This window comes from Streptomyces tubercidicus (assembly GCF_027497495.1).
In the GTDB taxonomy this organism is placed as follows: Bacteria; Actinomycetota; Actinomycetes; order Streptomycetales; family Streptomycetaceae; genus Streptomyces; species Streptomyces tubercidicus.
In genome coordinates this window covers 2745330-2769458 of the sequence record NZ_CP114205.1, presented here as the reverse complement: position 1 = coordinate 2769458, position 24129 = coordinate 2745330, and the positions used below count along the sequence as shown (strand labels likewise).

At 73.0% G+C, this 24129-nt stretch carries 16 protein-coding genes; 12 read left to right on the top strand and 4 right to left on the bottom strand.

Features of this window, described 5'->3' with window-relative positions; translation table 11 throughout:
• Positions 1-85 precede the first annotated feature (85 nt).
• A complete protein-coding gene (locus STRTU_RS11690) occupies positions 86-3097 on the bottom strand; it encodes a lysylphosphatidylglycerol synthase transmembrane domain-containing protein (protein ID WP_159743485.1) in 3012 nt (1003 codons plus the stop codon).
• Positions 3098-3285: 188 nt separating this feature from the next.
• Between STRTU_RS11690 and STRTU_RS11685 the strand changes: the two genes are divergently transcribed.
• The 5 genes from STRTU_RS11685 to nudC all read left to right on the top strand — a co-directional run bounded on the left by STRTU_RS11685 (position 3286) and on the right by nudC (position 13998).
• Positions 3286-3690 carry an MGMT family protein gene (locus STRTU_RS11685; RefSeq protein WP_159743484.1) on the top strand — a complete coding sequence of 135 codons (405 nt, stop codon included), beginning with the start codon at positions 3286-3288 and terminating at the stop codon, positions 3688-3690.
• Positions 3691-3919: 229 nt separating this feature from the next.
• Positions 3920-7507, top strand: a complete 3588-nt coding sequence (locus STRTU_RS11680) for an ATP-dependent helicase (protein ID WP_159743483.1) — start codon at positions 3920-3922, stop codon at positions 7505-7507.
• 470 nt (positions 7508-7977) lie between these two features.
• Positions 7978-11577 (top strand): ATP-dependent DNA helicase, encoded by a 3600-nt coding sequence (locus tag STRTU_RS11675; protein ID WP_159743482.1) that lies wholly within the window; start codon positions 7978-7980, stop codon positions 11575-11577.
• A 10-nt stretch (positions 11578-11587) separates the two neighbouring features.
• A complete protein-coding gene (locus STRTU_RS11670; RefSeq protein WP_159743481.1) occupies positions 11588-12988 on the top strand; it encodes a dipeptidase in 1401 nt (466 codons plus the stop codon).
• A gap of 74 nt (positions 12989-13062) precedes the next feature.
• Complete coding sequence (nudC, locus tag STRTU_RS11665) at positions 13063-13998, top strand: NAD(+) diphosphatase (protein ID WP_159743480.1); 936 nt, start codon at positions 13063-13065, stop codon at positions 13996-13998.
• Positions 13999-14109: 111 nt separating this feature from the next.
• Here nudC and STRTU_RS11660 read toward each other — a convergent pair whose 3' ends face one another.
• Positions 14110-14352, bottom strand: a complete 243-nt coding sequence (locus STRTU_RS11660) for a mycoredoxin (RefSeq protein WP_159743479.1) — start codon at positions 14350-14352, stop codon at positions 14110-14112.
• Positions 14353-14879: 527 nt separating this feature from the next.
• Between STRTU_RS11660 and STRTU_RS11655 the strand changes: the two genes are divergently transcribed.
• The 5 genes from STRTU_RS11655 to STRTU_RS11635 all read left to right on the top strand — a co-directional run bounded on the left by STRTU_RS11655 (position 14880) and on the right by STRTU_RS11635 (position 18749).
• On the top strand, positions 14880-17180 hold the full coding sequence (locus STRTU_RS11655; protein WP_159743478.1) for an ATP-dependent DNA helicase UvrD2: 2301 nt from the start codon (positions 14880-14882) through the stop codon (positions 17178-17180).
• Between the two features lie 142 nt (positions 17181-17322).
• Positions 17323-17664, top strand: coding sequence for a hypothetical protein (locus tag STRTU_RS11650; protein WP_159743477.1), 342 nt, complete (start codon positions 17323-17325; stop codon positions 17662-17664).
• 118 nt (positions 17665-17782) lie between these two features.
• Positions 17783-18136, top strand: coding sequence for a WhiB family transcriptional regulator (locus STRTU_RS11645; protein WP_159743476.1), 354 nt, complete (start codon positions 17783-17785; stop codon positions 18134-18136).
• A complete protein-coding gene (locus STRTU_RS11640) occupies positions 18133-18450 on the top strand; it encodes a hypothetical protein (RefSeq protein WP_159743475.1) in 318 nt (105 codons plus the stop codon). Before STRTU_RS11645 ends, STRTU_RS11640 begins: the two co-directional genes overlap by 4 nt.
• A 101-nt stretch (positions 18451-18551) precedes the next feature.
• Entirely contained in the window at positions 18552-18749 is a 198-nt protein-coding gene (locus tag STRTU_RS11635) for a hypothetical protein (protein WP_159743474.1), read from the top strand.
• A 94-nt stretch (positions 18750-18843) separates the two neighbouring features.
• Here the strand turns inward: STRTU_RS11635 and STRTU_RS11630 are convergent, their stop codons facing one another.
• Both STRTU_RS11630 and STRTU_RS11625 read right to left on the bottom strand, forming a co-directional pair.
• Positions 18844-20271 carry an ABC1 kinase family protein gene (locus STRTU_RS11630; protein ID WP_159743473.1) on the bottom strand — a complete coding sequence of 476 codons (1428 nt, stop codon included), beginning with the start codon at positions 20269-20271 and terminating at the stop codon, positions 18844-18846.
• A 35-nt stretch (positions 20272-20306) separates the two neighbouring features.
• Positions 20307-21455 (bottom strand): ThiF family adenylyltransferase, encoded by a 1149-nt coding sequence (locus STRTU_RS11625; RefSeq protein ID WP_167539131.1) that lies wholly within the window; start codon positions 21453-21455, stop codon positions 20307-20309.
• 185 nt (positions 21456-21640) lie between these two features.
• Here STRTU_RS11625 and STRTU_RS11620 point away from each other — a divergent pair, with 185 nt between their 5' ends.
• Together STRTU_RS11620 and STRTU_RS11615 are read left to right on the top strand one after the other, a co-directional pair.
• Positions 21641-22267, top strand: a complete 627-nt coding sequence (locus STRTU_RS11620) for a M48 metallopeptidase family protein (protein WP_159743472.1) — start codon at positions 21641-21643, stop codon at positions 22265-22267.
• Between the two features lie 114 nt (positions 22268-22381).
• Entirely contained in the window at positions 22382-24118 is a 1737-nt protein-coding gene (locus tag STRTU_RS11615; RefSeq protein WP_159743471.1) for a TerD family protein, read from the top strand.
• Positions 24119-24129 lie beyond the last annotated feature (11 nt).

The following is a 24129-nucleotide window of genomic DNA, read 5'->3' as shown; positions in this document are numbered from 1 at the left end:
ACCATGCGAAAGGCGCCGGTCCGTGCTCTGCGGAACGGCGCCTTCGCGTGCGGTAAGGGACGCCCGGCCGGACGTCCGCCCGCGCTCAGATCTCGCCCTTGCGCGTCAGATACGTGAAGGCCAGCCAGCCCGGCAGCACCGGCAACCAGAACACCATCAGCCGGAACAGCAGCACCGCCGGGAACGCCACATCACCGGCGAGCCCGGCGACGGTCAGCGCACCGAACAGCGCACCTTCCACGGCGCCCACACCACCCGGTGTCGGCGCGGCCGACCCCAGCGCGTTACCGGCCAGGAAGGCGACCGCGATGCTCGCATAGCTGATCGTGTCGCCGCCGCCGAACGCCCGGATGGACGCGTCCAGGCACATCACGTTCGCCGCCGTCAGCAGCAGCATCCCGCCGATACCGGTGACCAGCTTCCCGGGCCGCTGGAGAATGTCCAGCATCCGCGGGACCACCCCCGCGAACAGCGACCGCACCCGCGTCGAGACGAACTTCCGCAGCGCCGGCACCGCCGTGACGACCAGTACCAGCACGGCCACCGTCAGCAGCCCGGCGATGACCGTACGGGACGGCGAGATCGTCGGGGTCCGTTCGGTGCCGGTCAGATAGCCGAAGGTCAGCAGCAGCAGGATGTGGCTGCCCAGCCCGAACAGCTGGGAGGCTCCGACGCTCGCCACCGCCAGACCGGGGCGGACCCCGGCGCGCTGGAGGAAGCGGGTGTTGAGCGCCACCCCGCCGATCGCCGCGGGCGCCACCAGCTTCACGAAGTTGCCCGCGATCTGCGCGATGACCGTCCTGACGAACGACACCTTCTCCGTGACGAAGCCCAGCAGGCTCATCGCCGCCGCGATGTACGTCAGCCCCGAGAAGCCCACCGCGACCAGCACCCACATCCACTGGGCCTTGCTGATCAGATCGCTCAAGTTGAAGTGCGTGAGCTGGGACAGCAGCAGATAGACCGCGAACGCACCGGCGATCCAGCTGATCAGGATGCGCGGGCTGAGCCGCTCCAGCTTCGCCGGTTCGATCACCGCCGCCGGGCGGATCAGCAGCACCTGCCGTCGGATCTGGGCCAGCAGATCCTCCTCGCGGGCCTCCTCGGACGCCTCGTCCAGGGCCCGCTTCTCGGCGTTCTTCTCCGCGTGCCGCTCGGCCCGGAGCGTCTTGCGGTCCTTCGGGCCCGCCGCGTCCCGGGCCTCCCGCGCCTCCTTGGCGGCCTGCGAGGCCTCCAGCACCGCCTCCCGCTCCCGCTTGGCGCGCTCCCGGGCCAGCTGGCGCAGCGTCGCGCGGGTGGTGCGGCTCAGCGCGATCGGCTGCAGCAGCGGCAGGCTGTCGGCGACCGCGTCCGGGCCCAGCACCTCGACGGCCGCGGCCACCGCACGCTCGGCGCCCACCCGCAGCCCGCAGGTGGCCAGCAGCTGGGCGATGTCCATCCGCAGCACCAGATCACCGGCCGCGATCTCACCGCCGCGCAGCTCGGTCAGCACGATATTGCCGGAACGATCCACCAGCAGCGCGTCACCGACCAGCCGCCGGTGCGCGATCCGCCGCGACTGCAGCGCATCGACCTGCCGCCAGGCGCTGTGCATCAGCGCGTCGGTGATCTCCTCGTCGGCCAGCGAGTCGAAGCTGCGGCCGCCGATGTGCTCGTAGACCAGCATCACCGCGTCCGGGCCGAGCTCCGAGGTGGCGATCAGCTTGGGGGCGTTGGCACCGGCCGCGATGGCCGCGTACGCCAGCAGCGCCTCCTGCTCCAGCGCCTGACGCAGCGACTGCAGACTGCGGCGCTGATTGATGCCCCGCAAAGACAGCCGGCGCCATACGCGGTAGAAGAAGCCCTGGGCCTGCTGCTCGCGGTCGACGACGGTGACATCGATCGGCGGGCCGTCCTCCAGGGTGACCAGATAGCGCCGCCCCCGGTCGGCGTGCTCGGACTGCTCCGCGCCCGCCGCGTCCTCCGCGCGCAGTGCGGAGACCGGGTGGAAGCCGACCCGGCGCAGCCCCGCCAGGAGGTTCTGGCCGGTGGGGCGGACATTGGGGGAGCCGACGGCGTAGAGGGTGCCGTAGGCGACGGTCCAGCCGATCAGCACGGTCGTGACGATCGCGAAGGGGGTGGTGTACCGCCCGACCAGCACCGCGAACGAGTCCAGCAGCAGCACGCACCACATCGCGACCCGCCAACGGGGCCGCCGGGACATCCCCACCGCCGTCATATAGGCGATCACCGGCGCCAGATAGCTGTGCACCGGAGCGGACAGCGCCCCGTTGTCCAGGGTCTGGGTCAGCGCGTCCCGGATGGAGGGCGGGGCGGCCTCGGCCACCCACAGGTCGGTGGCCAGCGACACCCCGTGGGCGAGGACGGCGGCGAGCACCCCGTCCGCGATCCGCAGCCCGTCCCGCTTGATCAGCCGCTCGACGGCGAACGCCACCGGCACGATCAGCACCGCGACGCTGGAGGTCAGCCCGGCCAGATTGATCAGCAGCGGGGGTGCCGCCTTCGCGCCGCTGCCGATGTCGTTCTCCAGGCCCTGGGTGGTGCCGTGGGCGAACGTGGCGAGCCCGAGGACGAGCGCGATCCCGGCGATGCCGAGCAGCAGCCGCATCAGGTCGGAGGGCCGGTGCACCCGGGCGGGCAGCAGCGGCTCATCGCCGGAGACCCGGTCGACGTGGAACTCGCCGTACTCGCCGGCGCTCAGATCGGCACGGTGCGAGCCCGTACGGGGCTTGCTCCGGGCCGCGCCGGGCGGCTGCTCCTCGCCCTGGTCGTGCCGGACCTGCTCCTCCGCGGGCGGCTCGCTGTCCCGCTTCTCCTCCTGCTGCTGCTCGGTGGGCTCGGGCTCCGTGGGCCCATCCGGCCTCTGGGACGCCCCGGGTCGTTCGGCCTTCTCGATCGTGCTCGCCTTTTCGGTAGCGGGAGCCGTGGCCGGCTCCCGTTGGTGCTTCCCCTGTGGTGCCACCTGCTGCCGCTCGGTCACCGCGGCCGGTCCGGGCGCGGTGCGGGCGGTGTCGGCGGCCAGCACCTCAGGGGCGCCCGCCTCCCGTGGAGGCGCTGCACCCTGCTGCCCGGCTGTCTCTTCTTGATCTCGTATCACCAGTCACCGTCCGGAAGATGGTGGCACGACCGACCGGTGGAGGAGGGCATCAGGGTGCATTTCGGGGGTGCGGGAACCGGAAGCCGTCTCCCCGCACCAGGGCTGACGGCGCCTTGCCGCCGACCTCCCCGGGGTACGGGACCATGTGTCCGCTCCCATTGTCGGTGCCGTACGGCAGGATGGACCGAATGAGTGGGACCGGAGACACAGCGGCGGGTGAGCTGCCCCCCTACGCGGAGCGGGTGCTCGCCGTCGCCGAGCTGATCCCGGCGGGCCGGGTGATGACCTACGGGGACGTCGCGGAGTGGCTCAGGGACGAGGAGCCGCCCGAAGGGCTCCCGGTGGCGGGCGGCGGCGGGCCGCGCCAGGTGGGGCGGGTGATGGCGCTCTACGGCGGCGCGGTGCCCTGGTGGCGGGTGGTGCGCGCGGACGGCCGGCTGCTGCCCGGCAGCGAACTGCGCGCACTGGCGCACTACCGGGAGGAAGGCACCCCCCTGCGCGCCGCCTCCCAGGAGGCCGGGGACCATATACCGAAGCTCGACATGCGGCGGGCCCGCTGGGACGGGCAGCGGAACGGCGGCGCCGCTCCGTAGTGCCCAGGGCGGTGCGCGGCGGCTCGCGGGACGCGCCGCGGCCCGGCAGTCGGACGGAGCGGCATCGGGCACCGCCGTCACGAGGGTGGCCCCACCGCGCACAGCGCAGCCCGACCGCCCTCCCGGCGGCCGTCCCGCACCCCGACGCTTCCCCGGACCCCGTCCGGGCGGACCAGCCCGCACCACCCACGCACCACCACGAACACCTTCCTCAGGACCGGCGATCCACGTGAGTTCCTCCTTCTCGGCCGCCCCGCCGACGCAGCCCCACCGGGCGCGGCGGGCTGCCCCCGGCGCGTACCGACTGGTGCGCACCCCGCCGGGGCGGGTGGATCCTGCTGTCCTGGACGCAGCCCAGCGGGCCGTGGTTGACCACCGGCACGGGCCGCTGCTCGTACTGGCCGGGCCCGGCACCGGGAAGACCACCACCCTGGTGGAGTCGGTGGCCCGCCGGGTACAGGACGGCGCCGACCCGGAGCGGATCCTCGTCCTCACCTTCAGCCGCAAGGCCGCCGTGGAACTCCGCGACCGGCTCGCGGCCCGGCTGACGGCCTTGGAAGCGCCGCCCGGCACAAGGGGCGGCGGACCGCGGACGGGCGTCCCCCAGGCGACGACCTTCCACTCCTTCTGCTACGCCCTGGTCCGCGCCCACCAGGACGCCGAACTCTTCGCCGACCCCCTGCGGCTGCTGTCCGGACCCGAACAGGACCTCGTCGTCCGTGAGCTGCTCGAAGGACAGGCGGAGCTGGCCGGCGCCGGCCGCGCCAAGGTGAACTGGCCGGACGAACTGCGGGCCTGCCTGACCACCCGCGGCTTCGCCGACGAGGTCCGCGCGGTGCTCGCCCGCAGCCGCGAACTGGGCCTGGGCCCCGAGTCCCTGGATGTCTTCGCCCGGCGCACCGGCCGCCCCGACTGGCGGGCCGCGGCCGCCTTCCTTGCCGAATACCTCGATGTCCTGGAAGGCCAGGGCGTCTTGGACTACGCCGAACTGGTGCACCGCGCGGCGCAGCTCGCCGGACAGCCCGACGTCGCGGCGGAGCTGGCCGGCGCCTATGACGCGGTCTATGTCGACGAGTACCAGGACACCGACGCCGCCCAGGTACGGCTGCTGCGCGCGCTCGCCGGCAACCACGGAGCCACCGGCGCCCCGGGCTCCCCGGGCCGTACGCTCGTCGCGTTCGGCGACCCCGACCAGTCGATCTACGCCTTCCGCGGCGCCGACGTCAACGGCATCCTCGACTTCCCGGAGACCTTCCGGCGCGGCGACGGCACCCCCGCCCCGGTGGCCGTACTCGGCACCGCCCGGCGCTCCGGCGCCGCCCTGCTCGAAGCCACCCGGCTGCTCACCCGCCGGATGCCGCTGACCCGCCTGCCCGCCCAGAAGGTCCGCGCCCACCGCGAGCCCGCGCCCGTACGGGACGGCGGCCGCGTCGAGGTGTACACGTACCCGACCCCCGGCGCCGAACTCGACAACATCGCCGACATCCTGCGGCGCGCCCACCTGGAGGACGGGGTGCCCTGGCGCGAGATGGCCGTCCTCGTCCGCGCCGGAGGGCGCTCGCTCCCCGCCGTGCGCCGTGCGCTCACCTCCGCCGGGGTACCGCTCGACATCGACGGCGATGATCTGCCGCTGCGCCATGAACCCGCGGTCGCCCCCCTGCTGACGGCACTCCGGGCGGCGGCACGGGCGGCGCTGCGGGGGGAGCCGGCCGGTGGCGTGACTGACGGCGGTGTGGCTGACGACGGGCCCGGTGACGAGGCCGAGGCGGCTGTTGGGGACGAGTCCTCCACGGGGGCTCCCGATGGGTACGGGCCCGGCCCGGGGGCTCCCAATGGGTACGAGGCGGGCCCGGAGGCTCCCGAGTGGGACGGGCCGGACCCGGAAACCCCCGATGCGGACGCAGCCACCGAGGCCGCCCCGGAAACCCCCGCCCCCCGGTGGCTCGACGCCGAAACCGCGCTGGACCTGCTGGCCTCCCCGCTGGGCGGGATGGACTCCGCCGATCTGCGCCGCCTGGGCCGCGCCCTGCGCGAGGAGGAACGGGCCGCCGGACAACCACTGCCGCGGCCCTCCGACGAGCTGATCGCCCAGGCGCTCGCCGAACCGCAGCGCCTGGTGGCCCACGACCCCGCCTACGCGCGCGGCGCCCAGCGGCTCGGCCTGCTGCTGCGCAAGGCCCGCGAACTGCTGGCCGGCGGCGGCACCGCCGAGCAGGCGCTGTGGGAGCTGTGGGACGGCACCCCCTGGCCGCAGCGCCTGGAGCGGGCCGCCCACCGTGGCGGCGCCGCGGGCCGCAACGCCGACCGGGACCTGGACGCCGTCGTCGCCCTGTTCGAGACCGCGGCCCGCGCCGAGGAACGCACCGGCGGCCGCGGCGCCCTCAACTTCCTGGAGGAACTCGACGCCCAGGACATCGCCGCCGACACCCTCACCCGACGCACCGTCCGCCCCGACGCCGTACGGCTGATGACCGCCCACCGCGCCAAGGGCCTGGAATGGCCGCTGGTCGTCGTCGCCGGCGTCCAGGAGGGCCTCTGGCCCGACCTGCGCCGCCGCGGCTCGCTCCTGGAAGCGGACCGGATCGGCCGCGACGGCCTGGCCGAACCGCTCACCCCGGGCGCCCTGCTCGCCGAGGAACGCCGGCTGTTCTACGTCGCCACCACCCGCGCCCGGGAACGCCTGGTCGTCACCGCCGTGAAGGCCGCGGCCGACGACGGCGATCAACCCTCCCGATTCCTCACCGAGCTGGGCGTCACGCCCCAGGACATCACCGGCCGCCCACGCCGCCCCCTTGCCGTGGCCGCGCTGGTCGCCGAACTGCGCGCCACCACCGTCGACCCCGCCGCCACCCCCGCGCTGCGCGAGGCCGCCGCCCAGCGGCTGGCGAAACTGGCGGCGCTGCACGACGACGACCACCACCCCCTGGTACCGGCCGCCCACCCCGACAACTGGTGGGGTCTGCACGAGCCCACCCACAGCAGCGTCCCGCTGCGCGACCGCGACCGCCCCGTGGTCCTCTCCGGCAGTGCCCTGGACCAGCTCGCCCACACCTGCTCCCTCCAGTGGTTCCTGGGCCGCGAGGTCAAGGCGGACACCCCCGCCACCGCCGCCCAGGGCTTCGGCAACGTCGTCCATGTCCTCGCCGACGAGGTCGCCTCCGGGCGCACACCCGCCGACCTGACCGTCCTCATGGAGCGCCTGGAGTCCGTATGGGACGCCCTCGCCTTCGACGCCCCCTGGAAGTCACGCCAGGAAAAGGACCAGGCGCGCGCCGCCCTGGAGCGCTTCCTGCGCTGGCACGTCATGGAACGCGAGACCCGCGGCCGGGACACCGTCGCCACTGAGCACGGCTTCGACCTGACCCTGCGGGCCGGCGCCTACGAGGTCCGTATCCGCGGCAGCATGGACCACGTCTCCCGGGACGCCCAGGGCCGGGCGTACGTCGTCGACTTCAAGACCGGCAAACAGAAACCGACCGGCCCCGAGGTCGCCCGCCACCCCCAGCTCGCCGTCTACCAGCTCGCCGTGCGCGAAGGCGCCGTCGACGACGCCTTCGACGGCCGCACCCCCGAACCGGGCGGCGCGGAGCTGGTCCATCTGCGGCTGGGCGCGCCCCAGAAGGAAGGCGGCGACACACTGCCCGCCGTACAGGCGCAGCCCCCGCCGGACGGCGAATGGGTCGGCGAGCTGCTCGCCACCGCCGCGGGCCGCGTCCTGGAGGAACGCTTCACGCCCACCACCGGCACCCACTGCACCCACTGCACCTTCCGCGCCTCATGCAGCGCCCAGCCGGAGGGCCGGCACGTCGTGGAGTAAGCGGTTCCGCTGCGCTTGGCGGCCCTCCCACGGTGTCGGCCGTCCCGCCGTGGTAGTTCCTCGCCGTTGCTCCCCCACTGCCTGAAGGGCGTGGGAGGTACCCCCACGCGGCGGGCGTGGTGTTGTCGGGTGCGGTGCCGCTCCTCCGGACTTCTTCCTGCGGCGCGGCCCCTCCCGTGTGTGGGTGGAAGAACCTGAGTGGGGGCGCACGTGATCGTTTACCTGCACCCCCACCGGCCTTCACCTCTCCCACCACGGGAGGGGACGGGCCGGAGGGGCCGTTGTGGGGACGTAAAGCGAAGCAGTCCCCACAACGGCCCCGGAGGCCCGTCACCGCACCCACAGCCCCGCGCAGCGGACCCGCCCGCCGCAGGCGAAACAAAGAGGAACCCCCACGGCGGGACAGCCGACAACGTGGGAAGGCCGCCCAAGCGCAGCGGATTGTCAGTGCCGGCCGTTACCGTTCTTGCGTGTCAGCTCGCCTCACCGACCCCGAGCAGCTCAAGCAGCTGCTCGGCATCCCGTTCACCCCGGAGCAGACGGAGTGCATCACCGCCCCGCCCGCCCCGCAGGTCATCGTGGCCGGAGCCGGTTCCGGCAAGACCACGGTCATGGCCGCCCGCGTGGTGTGGCTGGTCGGCACCGGCCAGGTCGCCCCCGAACAGGTCCTCGGGCTGACCTTCACCAACAAGGCCGCCGGAGAACTCGCCGAACGCGTCCGGGCCGCCCTGCTCGCCGCCGGCGTCACCGACCCCGACGCCCTCCCGCCCGCCACCGGCGCCCCCGACCAGCCCCCCGGCGAGCCGCGGATCTCCACCTACCACGCCTTCGCCGGGCAGCTCCTCAAGGACCACGGCCTGCGCATCGGTCTGGAACCCAGCGCCCGGCTCCTCGCCGACGCCACCCGTTTCCAGCTCGCCGCCCGTACCCTGCGCGCCGCCCCCGGCCCCTACCCGGCGCTCACCACCTCGCTGCCCTCCCTGGTGGAAGACCTCCTCGCCCTGGACGCCGAGCTCGCCGAACACCTGGTGGACCCCGCCGCCCTCCGCGCGTACGACAGCGCGCTCCTCGCCACCCTCGACGGCACCCGGCTCACCAACGCCGACCTGCGCAAAGCCCCCGAAACCGCCCGCGGCCGCCGGGAACTCCTCGACCTCGTCACGGCCTACCGCAGCGAAAAACGCCGCCGCGACCTCCTCGACTTCGGCGACCAGATCGCCCACTCCGCGACCCTCGCCACCACCCACCCGGAAGTCGGCCGCATCCTGCGCGACGAATTCCGCGTCGTCCTGCTGGACGAGTACCAGGACACCTCCGTCGCCCAACGCCTGCTGCTCTCCGGCCTCTTCGGCGCCGGCACCGGGACCGCCCTCGGGCATGCCGTCACCGCCGTCGGCGACCCCTGCCAGGCCATCTACGGGTGGCGCGGCGCCTCCGTGGCCAATCTCGACGACTTCCCCGACCACTTCCCCTTCCAGGACGGCACCCCCGCCCGCCGGTACGCCCTCAGCGAGAACCGCCGCAGTGGCGGCCGCCTGCTCGACCTCGCCAACGGGCTCGCCGCCCCCCTCCGCCGGATGCACGAAGGCGTCGAAGCCCTGCGCCCCGCCCCAGGCGCCGAACGCGACGGCCTCGTCCGCTGCGCCCTGCTGCCCACCCACGCCGAAGAGCTCAGCTGGCTCGCCGACTCCCTCGCCGATCTCGTCCACACCGGCACCCCGCCCGGAGAGATCGCCGTCCTGTGCCGCACCGCCGGCGACTTCGCCCGCATCCAGGGCGAACTGGTCGCCCGGGACATCCCCGTGGAGGTCGTCGGCCTCTCCGGGCTGCTGCATCTGCCCGAGATCGCCGACCTCGTCGCCGTCTGCGAAGTGCTCCAGGACCCCACCGCCAACGCCGCCCTGGTCCGCCTGCTGATCGGCCCGCGCTGGCGAATCGGCCCTCGCGACCTCGCCCTCCTCGGCCGCCGCGCCCGCACGCTGGTCCACCACGGCGGTCCGTCCGACGACCCCGGACAGCGCCTCGCCGAAGCTGTTGAAGGCGTCGACCCCGCCGAGACCATCTCCCTCGCCGACGCACTCGACACCTTCCTGGAAGCCGAAGGCCCGGACGACGGCCTCCCGTTCTCCGCCGAGGCCCGGGTCCGCTTCGCCTACCTCGCCACCGAACTCCGCGACCTGCGCCGCTCCCTCGGCGACCCCCTCATGGACGTGCTCCACCGGGTGCTCGCCGCCACCGGCCTGGAAGTCGAGCTGTCCGCCTCCCCGCACGCCCTCGCCGCCCGCCGCCGCGAAACCCTCGGCACCTTCCTGGACATCGCCGCCGGGTTCGCCGCCAAACAGGGCGGCGAATCACTCGACGGCGACGCCACCCTCCTCGCCTTCCTCGGCTTCCTGCGCACCGCCGTCCAGTACGAAAAGGGCCTGGACAGCTCCCTCCCCGGGGGCGAGAACACCGTCAAGGTGCTCACCGCCCACAAATCCAAGGGCCTGGAATGGGACGTCGTCGCCGTACCCGGCCTGGTCGCCAAGCAGTTCCCCAGCGAGCAGTCCCGCGAGTCCTGGACCAGCCGCCCCAAGGTCCTCCCGCACGCCTTGCGAGGCGACGCCGCGACCCTCCCCGACGTCGCGGAATGGACCGCCCGCGGCCTGAAATCCTTCAAGGAGGCGATGAAGCACCACCAGGAAACCGAGGAACTCCGCCTCGGCTATGTCACCTTCACCCGCCCCCGCTCCCTGCTGCTCGGCTCCGGCCACTGGTGGGGCCCCCAGCAGAAGCGCCCACGCGGCCCGTCCGTCTTCCTGGACGCCCTGCGCGAGCACTGCGAAGCCGGACACGGCGAGATCGAGCACTGGGCCGAGCCCCCCGAGGACGGCGAGGAGAACCCGGCCCTCTCCGAGGCCACCACGGAACAGTCCTGGCCGCTGCCCCTCGACCCCACCGCCACCGCCCGCCGCCGCACCGCCGCGGCGACAGTCCGCGCCCATCTGGAACGCCGGACGGGAGCGGGGGAGGGGGCGGCCGTCCCCGCATCCGCCACATCCGCACGGGACGCCTACGACCCGGACTGGCCGCCGCCACCGCCGGAGGACACGGGGGAGGCGGTGCCGTACGACGACCTTGAGGCCGATCCGTTCGATGTCCCGGAGGCGGACTCGTTCGACGTCCCGGAAGCGGACCCGTTCGACGACGGGCCGCCGTATGACGCGGCCGAGGCCGATCCCGCCCCCTCGGCGGACCGCTCCGCCGCCCGCCCCCGCATCGTCGCCCAGCGCTCCACCGAGCCCGATCTCACCGACCCGGCCGACACCCCCCACCCCGACGACCCCGCCCCCCACACCCTCCTCCCCGAAGAGCGCCGCACCATCGGCTCCTGGGACCGCGACCTGGACGCCCTCGCCGCCGAACTGCGCCGCTCCCGCGCGACCGTCCGCGACGTCCTGCTGCCTTCGGCCCTCAGCGCCACCCAGCTCCTCCGCCTGGCCGCCGACCCGGACGGCTTCGCCCGCGAACTGGCCCGCCCCATGCCCCGCCCGCCCCAGCCCGGCGCCCGCCGCGGCACCCGCTTCCACGCCTGGGTCGAATCCCGCTTCGAAGAGCTCACCCTGCCGCTGCTCGGCCCGGACGAACTCCCGGGCGCCGAACCGGGCGAGGAAACCGACATCGTTGACGAACACGACCTCGAAACCCTCAAGGAAGCCTTCGCCCGCACCCCCTACGCCCACCGCACCCCGTACCGGGTCGAGGCCCCCTTCCAGCTGACCCTCGCCGGCCGGGTGATCCGCGGCCGCATCGACGCCGTCTACAAGGAAACCGGCCCCGACGGCGACCGCTTCGAGATCGTCGACTGGAAAACCGGCCGCGCCCACACCGCCGACCCCCTCCAGCTCGCCGTCTACCGCCTCGCCTGGGCCGAGCGGTACGGCCAGGAGCCGTCCGCCGTCGACGCCGCCTTCCTCTACGTCCGCAGCGGCGAGGTGGTCAGACCCGCCCGGCTCCCCGGCCGGGCCGGGCTCGAACGGATTCTGCTCGGTGAGACCGCCGACCTGCCTCCCCCGGAAGGCCGATAGGCTCGGTCGTATGAGCACAACCCCGGACAGCGCCGTCCGCGCGTACCTCACCCTGCACCGCGAAGCCTTCCTCGAAGACCTCGCCGACTGGCTGCGCATCCCCTCGGTGTCCGCGGACCCCGAGCGCGCCGGCGACGTACGCCGCAGCGCCGAGTGGCTCGCCGCGAAGCTCACCGACACCGGCTTCCCGACCACCGAGATCTGGGAGACCGGCGGCCTGCCCGCGGTCTTCGCCGAATGGCCCGCCGGGGACCCGTCCGCGCCGACCGTGCTCGTCTACGGCCACCACGACGTACAGCCCGCCGCCCGCGAGGACGGCTGGCACACCGACCCCTTCGCGCCCGAGATCATCGACGGCAAGATGTACGCCCGCGGTGCCGCCGACGACAAGGGCCAGGTGTTCTTCCACACCCTGGGCGTGCGCGCGCACCTCGCCGCGACCGACCGCACCGCCCCCGCCGTCAACCTCAAGCTGCTGATCGAGGGCGAGGAGGAGTCCGGCTCCCCGAACTTCCCGGCCCTGATCGAAAAGCACGCCGACCGCCTCGCCTGCGACGCGGTGATCGTCTCCGACACCGGCATGTGGTCCAAGGACACCCCCACGGTCTGTACCGGCATGCGCGGCCTGACGGACTGCCAGATCGACCTCTACGGCCCCGACCAGGACATCCACTCCGGATCGTTCGGCGGCGCGGTCCCCAACCCGGCCACCGAGGCCGCCCGGCTGGCCGCCGCCCTGCACGACACCGACCGCCGGGTCGCCATCCCCGGCTTCTACGACGGCATGATCGAACTCACCGACCGCGAACGGGAACTCTTCGCCGAGCTCCCCTTCGACGAGGCGGAATGGCTGCGCACCGCGCACTCCCACGCCACCCTCGGCGAGGCCGGCAGCACGACCCTGGAACGCATCTGGGCCCGCCCCACCGCCGAGGTCAACGGCATCGGCGGCGGCTACCAAGGCCCCGGCGGCAAGACCATCGTCCCCTCCACCGCACAGCTCAAGCTGTCCTTCCGGCTGGTCGCGGGCCAGAACGCGGCCGCCGTACAGCAGTCCGTACGCGACTGGATCGCCGCACAGCTCCCGGCCGGCATCCGCCACGAGATCTCCTTCTGGGGCGCCACCCGCCCCTGCCTCACCCCGCTCGACCACCCCGCGCTGCAGTCCGTCGTCCGCGCCATGGGCCGGGCCTTCGACCAGAAGATCCGCTTCACCCGCGAGGGCGGCTCCGGACCCGCCGCCGACCTCCAGGACGTCCTCGGCGTCCCGGTCCTCTTCCTCGGCATCTCCGTCCCCTCCGACGGCTGGCACGCACCGAACGAAAAGGTCGAACTCGACCTGCTGATGAAGGGCGTCGAAACCGCCGCCCACCTGTGGGGCGACCTGGCGGAGACCTGGCCCACGGCCTGACCGCGCGCGACGCCGTACCGACCCGCGCCCGTACGCAGCAATCACCCACGCCATAGGGGGAGTTGGAAACACCAGTGACCACCTGGACCGACCACAGCGCCGACCGGCCGATCACCTTCAGCGCGCCGAGCGGAATCGACCGCTCCGCCCATCACCGCCTCGACGAGGCATGGCTGGCGGCGGCCTGGAGCCACCCGACGACGCGCGTCTTCGTGGTGTCCGGCGGCCAGGCGCTGATCGACGACACCCCCGACGGCCGCACCGAGCTGATCATGACGCCGTCCTTCGAGGCGCCACTGACCGAGGCCCACCGCTACTACCTCGGCACCGACAACGACGGCGTCAGCTACTTCGCCCTCCAGAAGGACTCGCTGCCCGGCCGCATGGACCAGTCCGCGCGCCCGGCGGGCCTGCGCGAGGCCGGCCTGCTGCTGTCGCCCCGCGACGCCGGTCTCCTCGTCCACGCCGTCGCTCTGGAGAATTGGCAGCGCCTGCACCGCTTCTGCTCCCGCTGCGGCGAGCGCACCGTCATCGCCGCCGCCGGCCACATCCGCCGCTGCCCGGCCTGCGGCGCGGAGCACTACCCGCGCACCGACCCCGCCGTGATCATGCTCGTCACCGACGAGGAGGACCGCGCACTCCTGGGCCGCCAGGTCCACTGGCCCGAAGGCCGCTTCTCCACCCTCGCGGGCTTCGTCGAGCCGGGCGAGTCCATCGAGCAGTCGGTGGCCCGCGAGGTCTTCGAGGAGGCCGGTGTCGTCGTCGGCGACGTCGAATACATCGCCAGCCAGCCCTGGCCCTTCCCCTCCAGCCTGATGCTGGGCTTCATGGCGCGCGCCACCTCCTCCGACATCCAGGTCGACGGCGAGGAAATCGAAGAGGCCCGCTGGTTCTCCCGCGAGGACCTGCGCACCGCCTTCGAATCCGGCGAGGTCCTCCCGCCCTACGGCATCTCCATCGCCGCCCGCCTCATCGAACTCTGGTACGGCAAGCCGCTGCCGAAGCCGTAAGGGGAGCGGCGCGGGCCATTCCGAGCCGAGTCAACCCGAGCCGCGCCAGTGACCGCGCCGCCGCCAAGGCGGAGCGGTCACCCCATCAAAGCGGCGGTGGAGCGCCGACGCTCAGGCCCCCACCTTCTCCTTGACCTGCGCCAGAGACGGGTTGGTCAGCGTCGAACCATCGGGGAACAGCACGGTCGGCACCGTCTGGTTGCCGCCGTTCGCCTTCTCCACGAACGCCGCGGACTCCGGGTCGTGCTCGATGTTGATCTCGGTGTAGGTGATGCCCTCGCGGTCCATCTGGCCCTTCAGCCGACGGCAGTAGCCACACCAGGTCGTGCTGTACATCGTCACAGTGCCCGCCATGCGTCCTGCGCTCCTTCGATAAGTCTTGATCCAATACCACCCGCATCCGTACCCGGCGCGGCCAAGCACCTCAACGCACATCACCCCTCAGCAATTCCCGGCTTCCGGTACGGCACGGGTCGACGAGGGGGGCGGGGCGCCCCCGGGGCGCCATGTTCAGGCGGCAGAGCCCGCCTGACCCCGCACACGCCAGCTACCGGGGCCGCGATCCAACTGCCGGGACCATCGCCTCCCGCTGGGCCCGCCTCCCGCTGGGCCCGCGTCCCGCTGGCCCGCCTCCTCCCTGGGGCAGTCCCCTGCTCCCTCCGGGTCCCCGCCCTCCCCCCCCGGGGGCCCCGCCCTCCCCCCCGGGGGGGCCCCGCCCCACCCCAACCCCACCGACCAAAGCCACCCCGGCAAAGCTGCCCCGCCAGCCCGCCAGCCCGCCAGCCCGCCAGCCCGCCGGCGGCCCGGCGCCCTCCGCCCCGCCGAGACAAAGCAAAGCACCCGCCGCGCCCGCGTGCCTTTCCTCGTCCACAGCGGGCGGGATGCGTACGACCGGGTCCGGCGGCTGTGGACAGGTTTCCCGGGCGTCTCGGCGGACCTGGCAGCATGGCGGGGTGACAGCAGCAACGGACTCCTCTCTTTTCCCGCAGGTGCCTGACTCGGCCGACGGGGTGCTCGACGGGCTCGACCCCGAGCAGCGCGAGGTCGCGACGGCTCTGCACGGTCCGGTGTGCGTGCTGGCCGGTGCCGGCACGGGCAAGACCCGCGCGATCACCCACCGGATCGCGTACGGGGTACGGGCCGGGATTCTGCAGCCCGCGAGTGTGCTCGCCGTCACGTTCACGGCCCGCGCGGCCGGGGAGATGCGCGGCCGGCTGCGTCAGCTCGGCGCGGGCGGGGTGCAGGCCAGGACGTTCCACTCGGCGGCGCTGCGCCAGCTCCAGTTCTTCTGGCCGAAGGCCGTCGGCGGTGAGGTCCCGCGGCTGCTGGAGCGCAAGGTCCAGCTGGTCGCCGAGGCCGCCGCCCGCTGCCGCGTCCGGCTCGACCGCAATGAGCTGCGCGATGTCACGGCAGAGATCGAGTGGTCCAAGGTCACCCAGACCGTCCCGGCCGACTACCCGGCGGCGGTCGCCAAGTCCGGCCGTGAGGCGCCGCGCGACCCGGCCGAGATCGGGCAGATCTACGGCACGTACGAACAGCTCAAGCGCGACCGCGGCAGCATCGACTTCGAGGACGTGCTGCTCCTCACGGTCGGTGTGCTGCAGGACCGGCACGACATCGCCGAGCAGGTCCGTGCGCAGTATCAGCATTTCGTTGTCGACGAGTACCAGGACGTCAGCCCGCTCCAGCAGCGGCTGCTGGAGCTGTGGCTGGGGGACCGTGACAACCTCTGTGTGGTCGGCGACGCCAGCCAGACGATCTACAGCTTCACCGGCGCCACCCCCGACCACCTCCTCAACTTCCGCACCCGCCATCCGAACGCCACGGTCGTCAAGCTCGTCCGCGACTACCGCTCCAGCCCCCAGGTCGTGCACCTCGCCAACGGCCTCCTCTCCCAGGCGAAGGGGCGGGCCGCCGAGCACCGTCTGGAGCTGATCTCGCAGCGGGACGCGGGCCCCGAGCCCGTCTACACGGAGTACGCCGACGAGCCCGCCGAGGCCGAGGGCACCGCCCGCCGTATCCGCGATCTGATCGCCTCCGGGGTGTCCGCCGGGGAGATCGCGGTCCTCTACCGCATCAACGCCCAGTCCGAGGTCTATGAGCAGGCCCTGGCCGATGTGGGTGTGCCGTATCAGCTGCGGGGCGCCGAGCGGTTCTTCGAACGGCCGGAGGTGCGCGAGGCGGGCGTCAAGCTGCGGGGCGCCGCCCGCTTCGGGTCGAATGACGCGCTGCTCGACGAGGCGATGGACCTGCCGTCCGAGGTGCGGGCGGTGCTCAGCGACATGGGCTGGACCAGCCGGCCCCCGGCCGGTTCCGGGGCGGTGCGGGACCGCTGGGAGTCCCTGGCGGCCCTGGTGCGGCTCGCCGAGGACTTCGCCGGGGCCCGGCCCGCGGCCACCCTCGCCGACCTCGTCGCCGAGCTGGACGAGCGGGCCAACGCGCAGCACGCCCCGACGGTCGAAGGTGTGACCCTCGCGTCCCTGCACGCCGCCAAGGGCCTGGAGTGGGACGCCGTTTTCCTGGTCGGCCTCACCGAAGGCATGATGCCGATCACCTACGCCAGGACCGACGAGCAGATAGAGGAGGAGCGCCGGCTCCTGTATGTCGGCGTCACCCGTGCCCGGCTCCATCTGGGGCTGTCGTGGTCCCTGGCACGCTCTCCTGGCGGGCGGGCCTCCCGCCGCCCCAGCCGGTTCCTGAGCGGTCTGCGGCCGGGCTCCGGCGCGGTGGCGGGCCGCCGCACGCCGGGCGCGGTCTCCGGGGGCGTCGAGCGCGGCGACGGGCCGGCGGCGGTGGCCCGGCGCCCCAAGCACCGCAGCCCGGCCCGCTGCCGGGTCTGCAACAGGACGCTCACGGACGCGGGCGAGATGAAGCTGATGCGGTGTGAGGACTGCCCCTCGGAGCTGGACGAGGCGCTTTACGAGCGGCTGTGCGACTGGCGGGCCGAGCAGGCCGCGCGCTCCCGGCAGCCCGCGTACTGCGTCTTCACCGACAAGACACTGATGGCGATCGCGGAGGCCGTTCCGGGAACCGAATCGGAGCTCGCGGTCATCTCAGGAGTGGGGCGGCGGAAGTTCGACCGCTACGGCAGCGACGTGCTGGCAATCTGTGCCGGCGAGGAGCTCGCGGGGGTCGCGGAGGAGGGGCCCGGAGGCGCCGCGGAAAACTCGTCGAAAAAATAGTTTGCGCGCGCGGAGCACGGCCCCATAGCCTGCGGGAGCAACGGAAACAGCGGAACCCTCCGGGATCCGGTGGATCCGTGCTGTACTTGAACACCCGGAACGGGATTCCCGGTCCACGAGACGCCGAGAGGAGGCGAGCCCAGTGATCAGCTTCATCGAGACCAACAAAATGACCGATCTCTCGGTCGTCGCCACCCGCCCGCTCGGCTCCTCGCTCCTCGGCTCCGCGCTCCTTGGCACCGGTCTGTCCGGCTTCGGCCGCCTGTCCGGTACCGAGGTCGTGCGCCCCGAGTCCCTCGCTGTGCTGACGCGCAGCGAGCGCACCGTGCGACCGACCGAGGCACCTGCGGCCGCAGCAGTGGCGGCATCGGCGAATGCCTTTGCCTTCGCGGTGGCCAATGGTGCCGGATCCCGGAAGCAGTACCAGACGCAGCATGAAATGTGGGCCTACCGCGGCCACGAACCCTGGAGAGATCCAGCCTGATCGGCACGATCAGGTCGGCACCTTCCAGGGCCGCGGAACCCACACCGGGATCCGCGGCCCTTTTGTTTGCCCATGCGCCCGCCACCAGCCGGGCCGAACAGACGAGGAACACACCACCGTGCAACTCCAGACGCGCACCCCGTCCGTAGCGACCGACCTGATCCCTCCGCCCGACCCCCAGGAGAACTCCTTGCTGCCCCTCACCGAGCTCGACGACGAGATCGACCGCCTCGGCGCCGCTGTTCCGTGCCGTACCTACGACCCGGAGGTCTTCTTCGCCGAGTCCCCGGCCGACGTCGAGTACGCCAAGACGCTGTGCCAGACCTGCCCCGTCCGTGAGGCCTGTCTCGCCGGTGCCAAGGACCGCCGTGAGCCGTGGGGCGTCTGGGGTGGCGAGCTCTTCGTCCAGGGTGTCGTCGTGCCGCGGAAGCGTCCGCGTGGCCGTCCGCGTAAGAACCCGGTCACGGCATGAACACCATCGGCACAGGAACGATCGACCGTCCCGTCACACGGGATCCGCAGAAGCAGGACCTCACGATGAACCCCACTTTCACCGACACACCCGTCCCCGTGAACACCGACGCGATCGAGTCGCGTCAGAACAGGAATCACGCCATGCAACTCATCCCAGAAGCCCTGGCGCGTGCGCATATGCACGAACGCCTCCGGGAGGCCGAGTCGGAACGCAGGGCTCACCGGCTCGCCGCCGCGCGGCGTATGCAGCGGCGCGCCGAGCGCGCGTCGCTGCGTGCCCGTCGTGCGCTGGCCATGGCCGTGATGCAGTAACGGCGGTGCGCTGATGCCGCCACCCACGGGGTCCGTCCGACAGGGCGGGCCCCGTGGTGCGTTATATCGCTTCCTGCGGTTGACGGGGATATCGTCGGACGGTGGACCAGAAGACGCATGAACAGGCGGAGTTGGCCAACGGGAGCACGGTGTGCGCGGGCTGCGGTGCGGTGGCCCAGGGCGCCCCGCCGACCTGGACCTGCTCCGTCGAGAACGGTGAACGCCGCTACTTCTGCGACAACTGCGCGCGGGAGAACATCCGGGCCATCGAGGGGCGCCTGGATTCGACCTGGTGGTGAGGGCCGCCGCCAGACAGGCCGGTGAGGCACCGGGCCGCCGCGCCCGCCCCGTCGTGGAGCGGGCGGCCGAGGCGGTACGGCCCGGCGGGCGGGCTCAGGCCGTGGACCCTTCGACGGCCTCCTCACCGAGGTCCGCGCCGACGACGGTGTCGAAACCGGTGAGGTCCGCGCCCGCCGGCTCCTCCTCGGGCACAAAGCCCGGCAGCCATGCCTCCAGTTCGTCGCGCAGCCGTACCGTCGCCCCCAACTGGCACAGCACCCCGATCGTGCTCAAGGTCACACGGTGGATCAGGAGGTAGGCGGGCGGCAGATTGAGCTGTTTGCCCAACTGGTGGGCGGGGGAGCGGGGATCGCCGATCCGGGCCGCCTGTTGGCGCATCCAGCCCCGGGTGAAGGTGAACTCGTCCACCTGCGCGGGTTCGATGATCGGCAGCAGATACTCCAGCACCGCGTCCGGATCCAGCTCGATGGACTCCTTGACGAAGCCCTCCTCGCACAGCAGCTGGTAGATGACGTCCGCCTCGCCGTCCAGCGTCATCCGCAGTGAGGTGCCGATCGTCGGCGGCAGCCCGTCGGGGAGCCGGTCGACGGTGCCGAAGTCCAGCACCCCCAGCCGCCACTCCTCGACCGGGCCGTCCGGGAAGTCCCCGGCCAGCAGGCGGAAGTTGCCCGGATGCGGGTCGGCGTGCAGCAGGCCCGTACGGGCGGGGCCGGAGAAGAGGAAGCGTGCCAGGAGCTGGCCGGCCCGGTCGCGCTGTTCGTCGGTGCCGTCCGCGATCACCTCGGACAGCGGCACCCCCGCCATCCACTCCGTCACCAGCACCTGGTCGCACTGGTGGACCACGGCCGGCACCACCACATCCGGATCGTCGGCGAACTCCTCGGCGTGTGCCCGCTGGGCCTCCGCCTCCAGGGAGTAGTCCAGCTCCTCCGACACCCGGTCGCGCAGCTCGGTGATCAGCGGCTTGATGTCCATGCCCGGGATCAGCGGACCCAGCAGCCGGGCGAACCGGCTCAGCTGCGACAGATCCGACAGCAGCGCCTGACCGGCGCCCGGATACTGCACCTTGACGGCCACCTCGCGGCCGTCATGCCACACCGCCCGGTGTACCTGCCCGATGGAGGCCGCCGCGGCCGGCTTGTCCTCGAACTCCTCGAACAGCTCCGGCCAGTCCTCGCCGAGCTGCTCCGCCAGCACCGCGTGTACCGTGCTCGCCGGCATCGGCGGGGCCGCTTCCTGGAGTTTGGTCAGAGCGGCGCGGTACGGCCCGGCGATCTCCTCGGGCAGCGCCGACTCGAAGACGGACAGCGCCTGCCCGAACTTCATCGCCCCGCCCTTCAGCTCACCGAGCACCTTGAAAAGCTGCTCCGCGGTGCGCTGTTGAAGCTCCCGGCCGACGATCTCGGCGGATCTGCCGCCGATCCGCTTGCCCAGGCCCCAGGTGGCGCGGCCGGCGAACCCCAGTGGCAGCGCGGCCAGCTTGGCGGTGCGGGTGACCGCCTTGCGGGGAAGATCAGACATGCGCCCCTCCAACTCACACTGTCCCCCTACCGGGGTTACTCCGTCATTGTGGCGTGTTCCGACGGTGGATCCGAGGCGCCTGCCGCACCCAATGACGCGGCAGCGCCACAGCCGCACTCCGGATGCGGCTCGATCCGCACCGTCCGCACGCTCGCACACGGCGCCGGGAACTCCATCCGCGCACCTGTGCACGGCGGGAGTTCGCCATCGAGGAACGCCAGCGCCTGGACGGCGGCGATCCCCGCGACCGTTGTTGCCAACGCGGCATCGCAGGCCGGAACCGCGGGTGCGGCACGCCCCGACCGCCACTGCGCGAGCAACCGCGGCCAGGCCGGCTCCGCGTCCGTGCGACGCAGTTCGTCGCAGCGGGCACAGGCCGAACCGCCGGGCAGCACCAACGGGCCCACCACACCCGTGCCCTCGATCACCCCTGCGTAAAGATGTGGGATTCCGGCGGTGAGCAACGGCTCGGACAGCACGGGGTCGGGGGCGTACGCGCCCAGCCCGTCCCGCGGGGTGAGCACCACGAGCGACAGTCCGGGTTCGCCCGACTCGCTGACCGGGACCCTCGGCCGCGGGGCACCGCTCCAGGGAGAGGACTGCTGGACCAGGCGCTCTGCGGCGGTGCGCCGCCGCTCGCCGATCCGCTCGGCCGGCAGCCCGCCGGGCAGGACGTCCCACGGCTGGACCGTGCCACCGTCGAACACCTCCACCCGGCCGATCCCCGAGGCCGAGAGCAGCGCCGCGATCGCGGCGCCGACCCGCCCCGCCCCCTTGACCCGGGCCCGGACCGCCCGGCGCGCTCCCATCCGGCCCAGCGCGCCCGCGGGCTCCGGATGCCGCACCGAGAGCGAAGCCAGATCGGGCCGCAGCTGCTCGAAGGCGGCCTGATCCGTCCGTACGGCCTCGGCCGCCGGGCCGCCCGCCGTGGGGGATTCCAGCAGCCCGGCGGCGCCCAGCCGGTCCACGACACCCCGCACATGCTCGGGCGGGAGGTCCAGTAACGCGGCCTCCTCGACCAGTTGCTGCATGGTGCGGGTGCCGTCGATCAGCGAGAGGAAACTGCCGGTCGCCATGTCGACCGGGCCGACCACCATCGCATGCGCCGGCGCCACCCCGAACCGCACCGTCTGCCGGTCCCGCCATCCGCGCCGCAGCGCGGGCTTGAGCATCGGATGCCTCATCTCAGCCCCCGTCCTTTTCCTTCGTCGTCCGGCTCACAGCATGCGCCGCACGGCGGATCGGTGCGGAAGTTATCCACAAGGCGTGGGCAACAGTCATACAAGCAGTGCACGCCATGGAGTGGTTCGGTGGCGAACCACTCCACAGGGCGGGACTTCCCGCCGCGCCAGCGGGTAACGTCGGGCGCGTGCCCGCCGACCCTTCCGCCCACGGCTCAGGGGAGACACCCCTGCGCCGCGCCGCTGACACCTCGCGCGGGGCCGCCCCCGGCCCCGCGGCCCGCGGATCCGGCACCAGCGCCGTCGAGGTGCGCCGCAGCTCACGACGGCGCCGCACGGTCTCCGCGTACCGCGAGGGCGACCGCACGGTTGTCCTGATCCCGGCCCGTATGTCCGAGGCCGAGGAGCGGCGCTGGGTCACCGTCATGCTGGACAAGCTCGCCGCCCAGGAGAGCAAGCGGATACTGGGCGACGGCGAGCTGGCCGAGCGCGCCGAGCGGCTGTCCGGCCAGTACCTGGACGGCCGGGCCCGCCCCGCCTCGGTGCGCTGGGTGACCAACCAGAACACCCGCTGGGGCTCGTGCACCCCGGCCGAGGGCAGCATCCGCCTGTCGCACCGCCTCCAGGGCATGCCGGAGTACGTCATCGACTACGTCCTGCTGCACGAACTCGCCCATCTGCTCGTCCCCGGCCACGGCCCCCGGTTCTGGCGGCTGCTGGAGTCCTACGCCCGTACGGAACGGGCCCGCGGCTACCTCGAAGGGGTGGTCGCCGCCGACCGGCTGCCCCAGCTGCCCGTCGCCCGCGGTGAATGAGGACGTCCCGCCGCACCACATCCGTCGCGCCCCGCCATCGCCCGCTGTCGGCGCCAGCGGTTAGCCTGGCCGCGCAGAGCAACTCACGGCGGGAGCGGGGGACGGGCGTTACGTATGGCCAGGGAATTCCAGCGGGGCCACAAGGCCAAGATCGGTGATCTGACGGCGGGAACGGATCTGTACGTCGGTGTGCAGATCGGCGGGCCCGGCCTGACCTTCGACATCAGCTGCTTCGGCCTGGACGCCGACGAGCGGCTCTCCGACGACCGGTACTTCATCTTCTTCAACCAGCCCAAGTCGCCCGAGGAGTCCCTCCAGCTGCTCGGCGCGCAGGCCGGTGACAACGAGTCGTTCCGGGTCACCCTCGACAAGATCCCGCCGCACATCCAGAAGCTCTCCTTCACCGCCGCGCTCGACGGCGACGGACAGGTCTCGCAGATCGGCCCCGGCTACCTCCGGATCGTGGCCGGCGGCGAGGAGGTCGCCCGCTACTCCTTCACGGGCAGCGAGTTCAGCACCGAACGCGCCGTCATGCTCGGCGACTTCTACCTCAAGGACGTCTGGCGGTTCGCCGCGGTCGGCCAGGGCTTCGACGGCGGCCTGGAGGCGCTGCTGAAGAACTTCGGCGGCGAGGTCGCCGAAGAGGCCGAGGCGTCGCCCGCCACGGCGCAGGACGTACCGGGCTTCGCCCCGCCGTCCGGGCCGGCCGCCCCCGCACCGTCCTTCGGGGTGCCCACCGCGGCGCCCGCCCCACAGCCCGCGCCCGAGTTCGGCCCGCCCCAGGGCGCGCCGCAGGAAGCGCCGCCACCCGCACCGCAGGCCCCGCAGCCCACTGCTCCGCAGGTCCACAGCGCGCCCACGCTCGCCGCGCCCCTGGCCCCGCCGCCCGGCGTGCCCGGCCAGCAGCCGCCCGCCCCGTACGGCCAGCCGGCGCCCGGTCAGGACCCGTACGGCCAGCCGCAGCCCGCGCCCGGCGGCTACCCCGGTCAGCAGCCTCCGCAGGCACCCCCCTACGGGCAGCCCGCGCCCCCGCCCGGCGGATACGGCGCCCCGCAGGGCCGGCCCGCCGCATACGGCCCGCCGGGACAGCAGCCCCCGGCCGCCCCGTATCCGGGCGGCCAGGCACCGGCCTCCCCCGAGGGCCTTCGACAAGCTCCGGTCCAGGGGGGACCCCCATCCCAGGGCGGCGGCCCCGGCCTCGGCGTCGTACTGGACAAGTACAAGGAAGCCCCCACCGGTCAGCGCTGGACCCCGCAGAACGACAAGCTGATCCGCGTCGATCTCGGTGTCGACGGCCAGCCGGTGCTCGCCCGTCAGGGCAGCATGGTGCTCTACCAGGGCAAGGTCGACTTCGGCTACAAGGGCGCCGGCTTCCGCGGCCGGATCGTCGGTAACGCCACCGGCCAGGAAATGCAGCTGATGCGCTGCACAGGCCAGGGCCAGGTCTTCTTCGCCGAGAACAGCGCCCATGTGCACCCCATCGAGCTGCAGGGCGACGCCATCTGTGTGTCCGCCGAGGCCGTCCTCGCCTTCGACGAGTCGCTGCAGCACGAGGTCCGCCGCATCGAGGGCCACGGCATCCCCGGTGGCGCCCTGTTCACCATGCAGTTCCAGGGGACCGGCACCCTCGTCATCAAGACCCAGGGCACGCCGGTCGTGCTGCCCGTCACCCCGACCACCTTCGCCGACGCCAACGCCATCGTGGCCTGGTCCGCCGCCTCGCAGGTGATCATCTCCAGCCAGGTGAGCCTGCGCCGGCACGCCTATCCGGGCCACTCCGGCGAGACCGTGAACCTCCAGTTCCGCGGTGCGCCCGGCAACTTCATCGTCGTCCAGCCCTACGAGGTCTGAGGGAGCCCGTC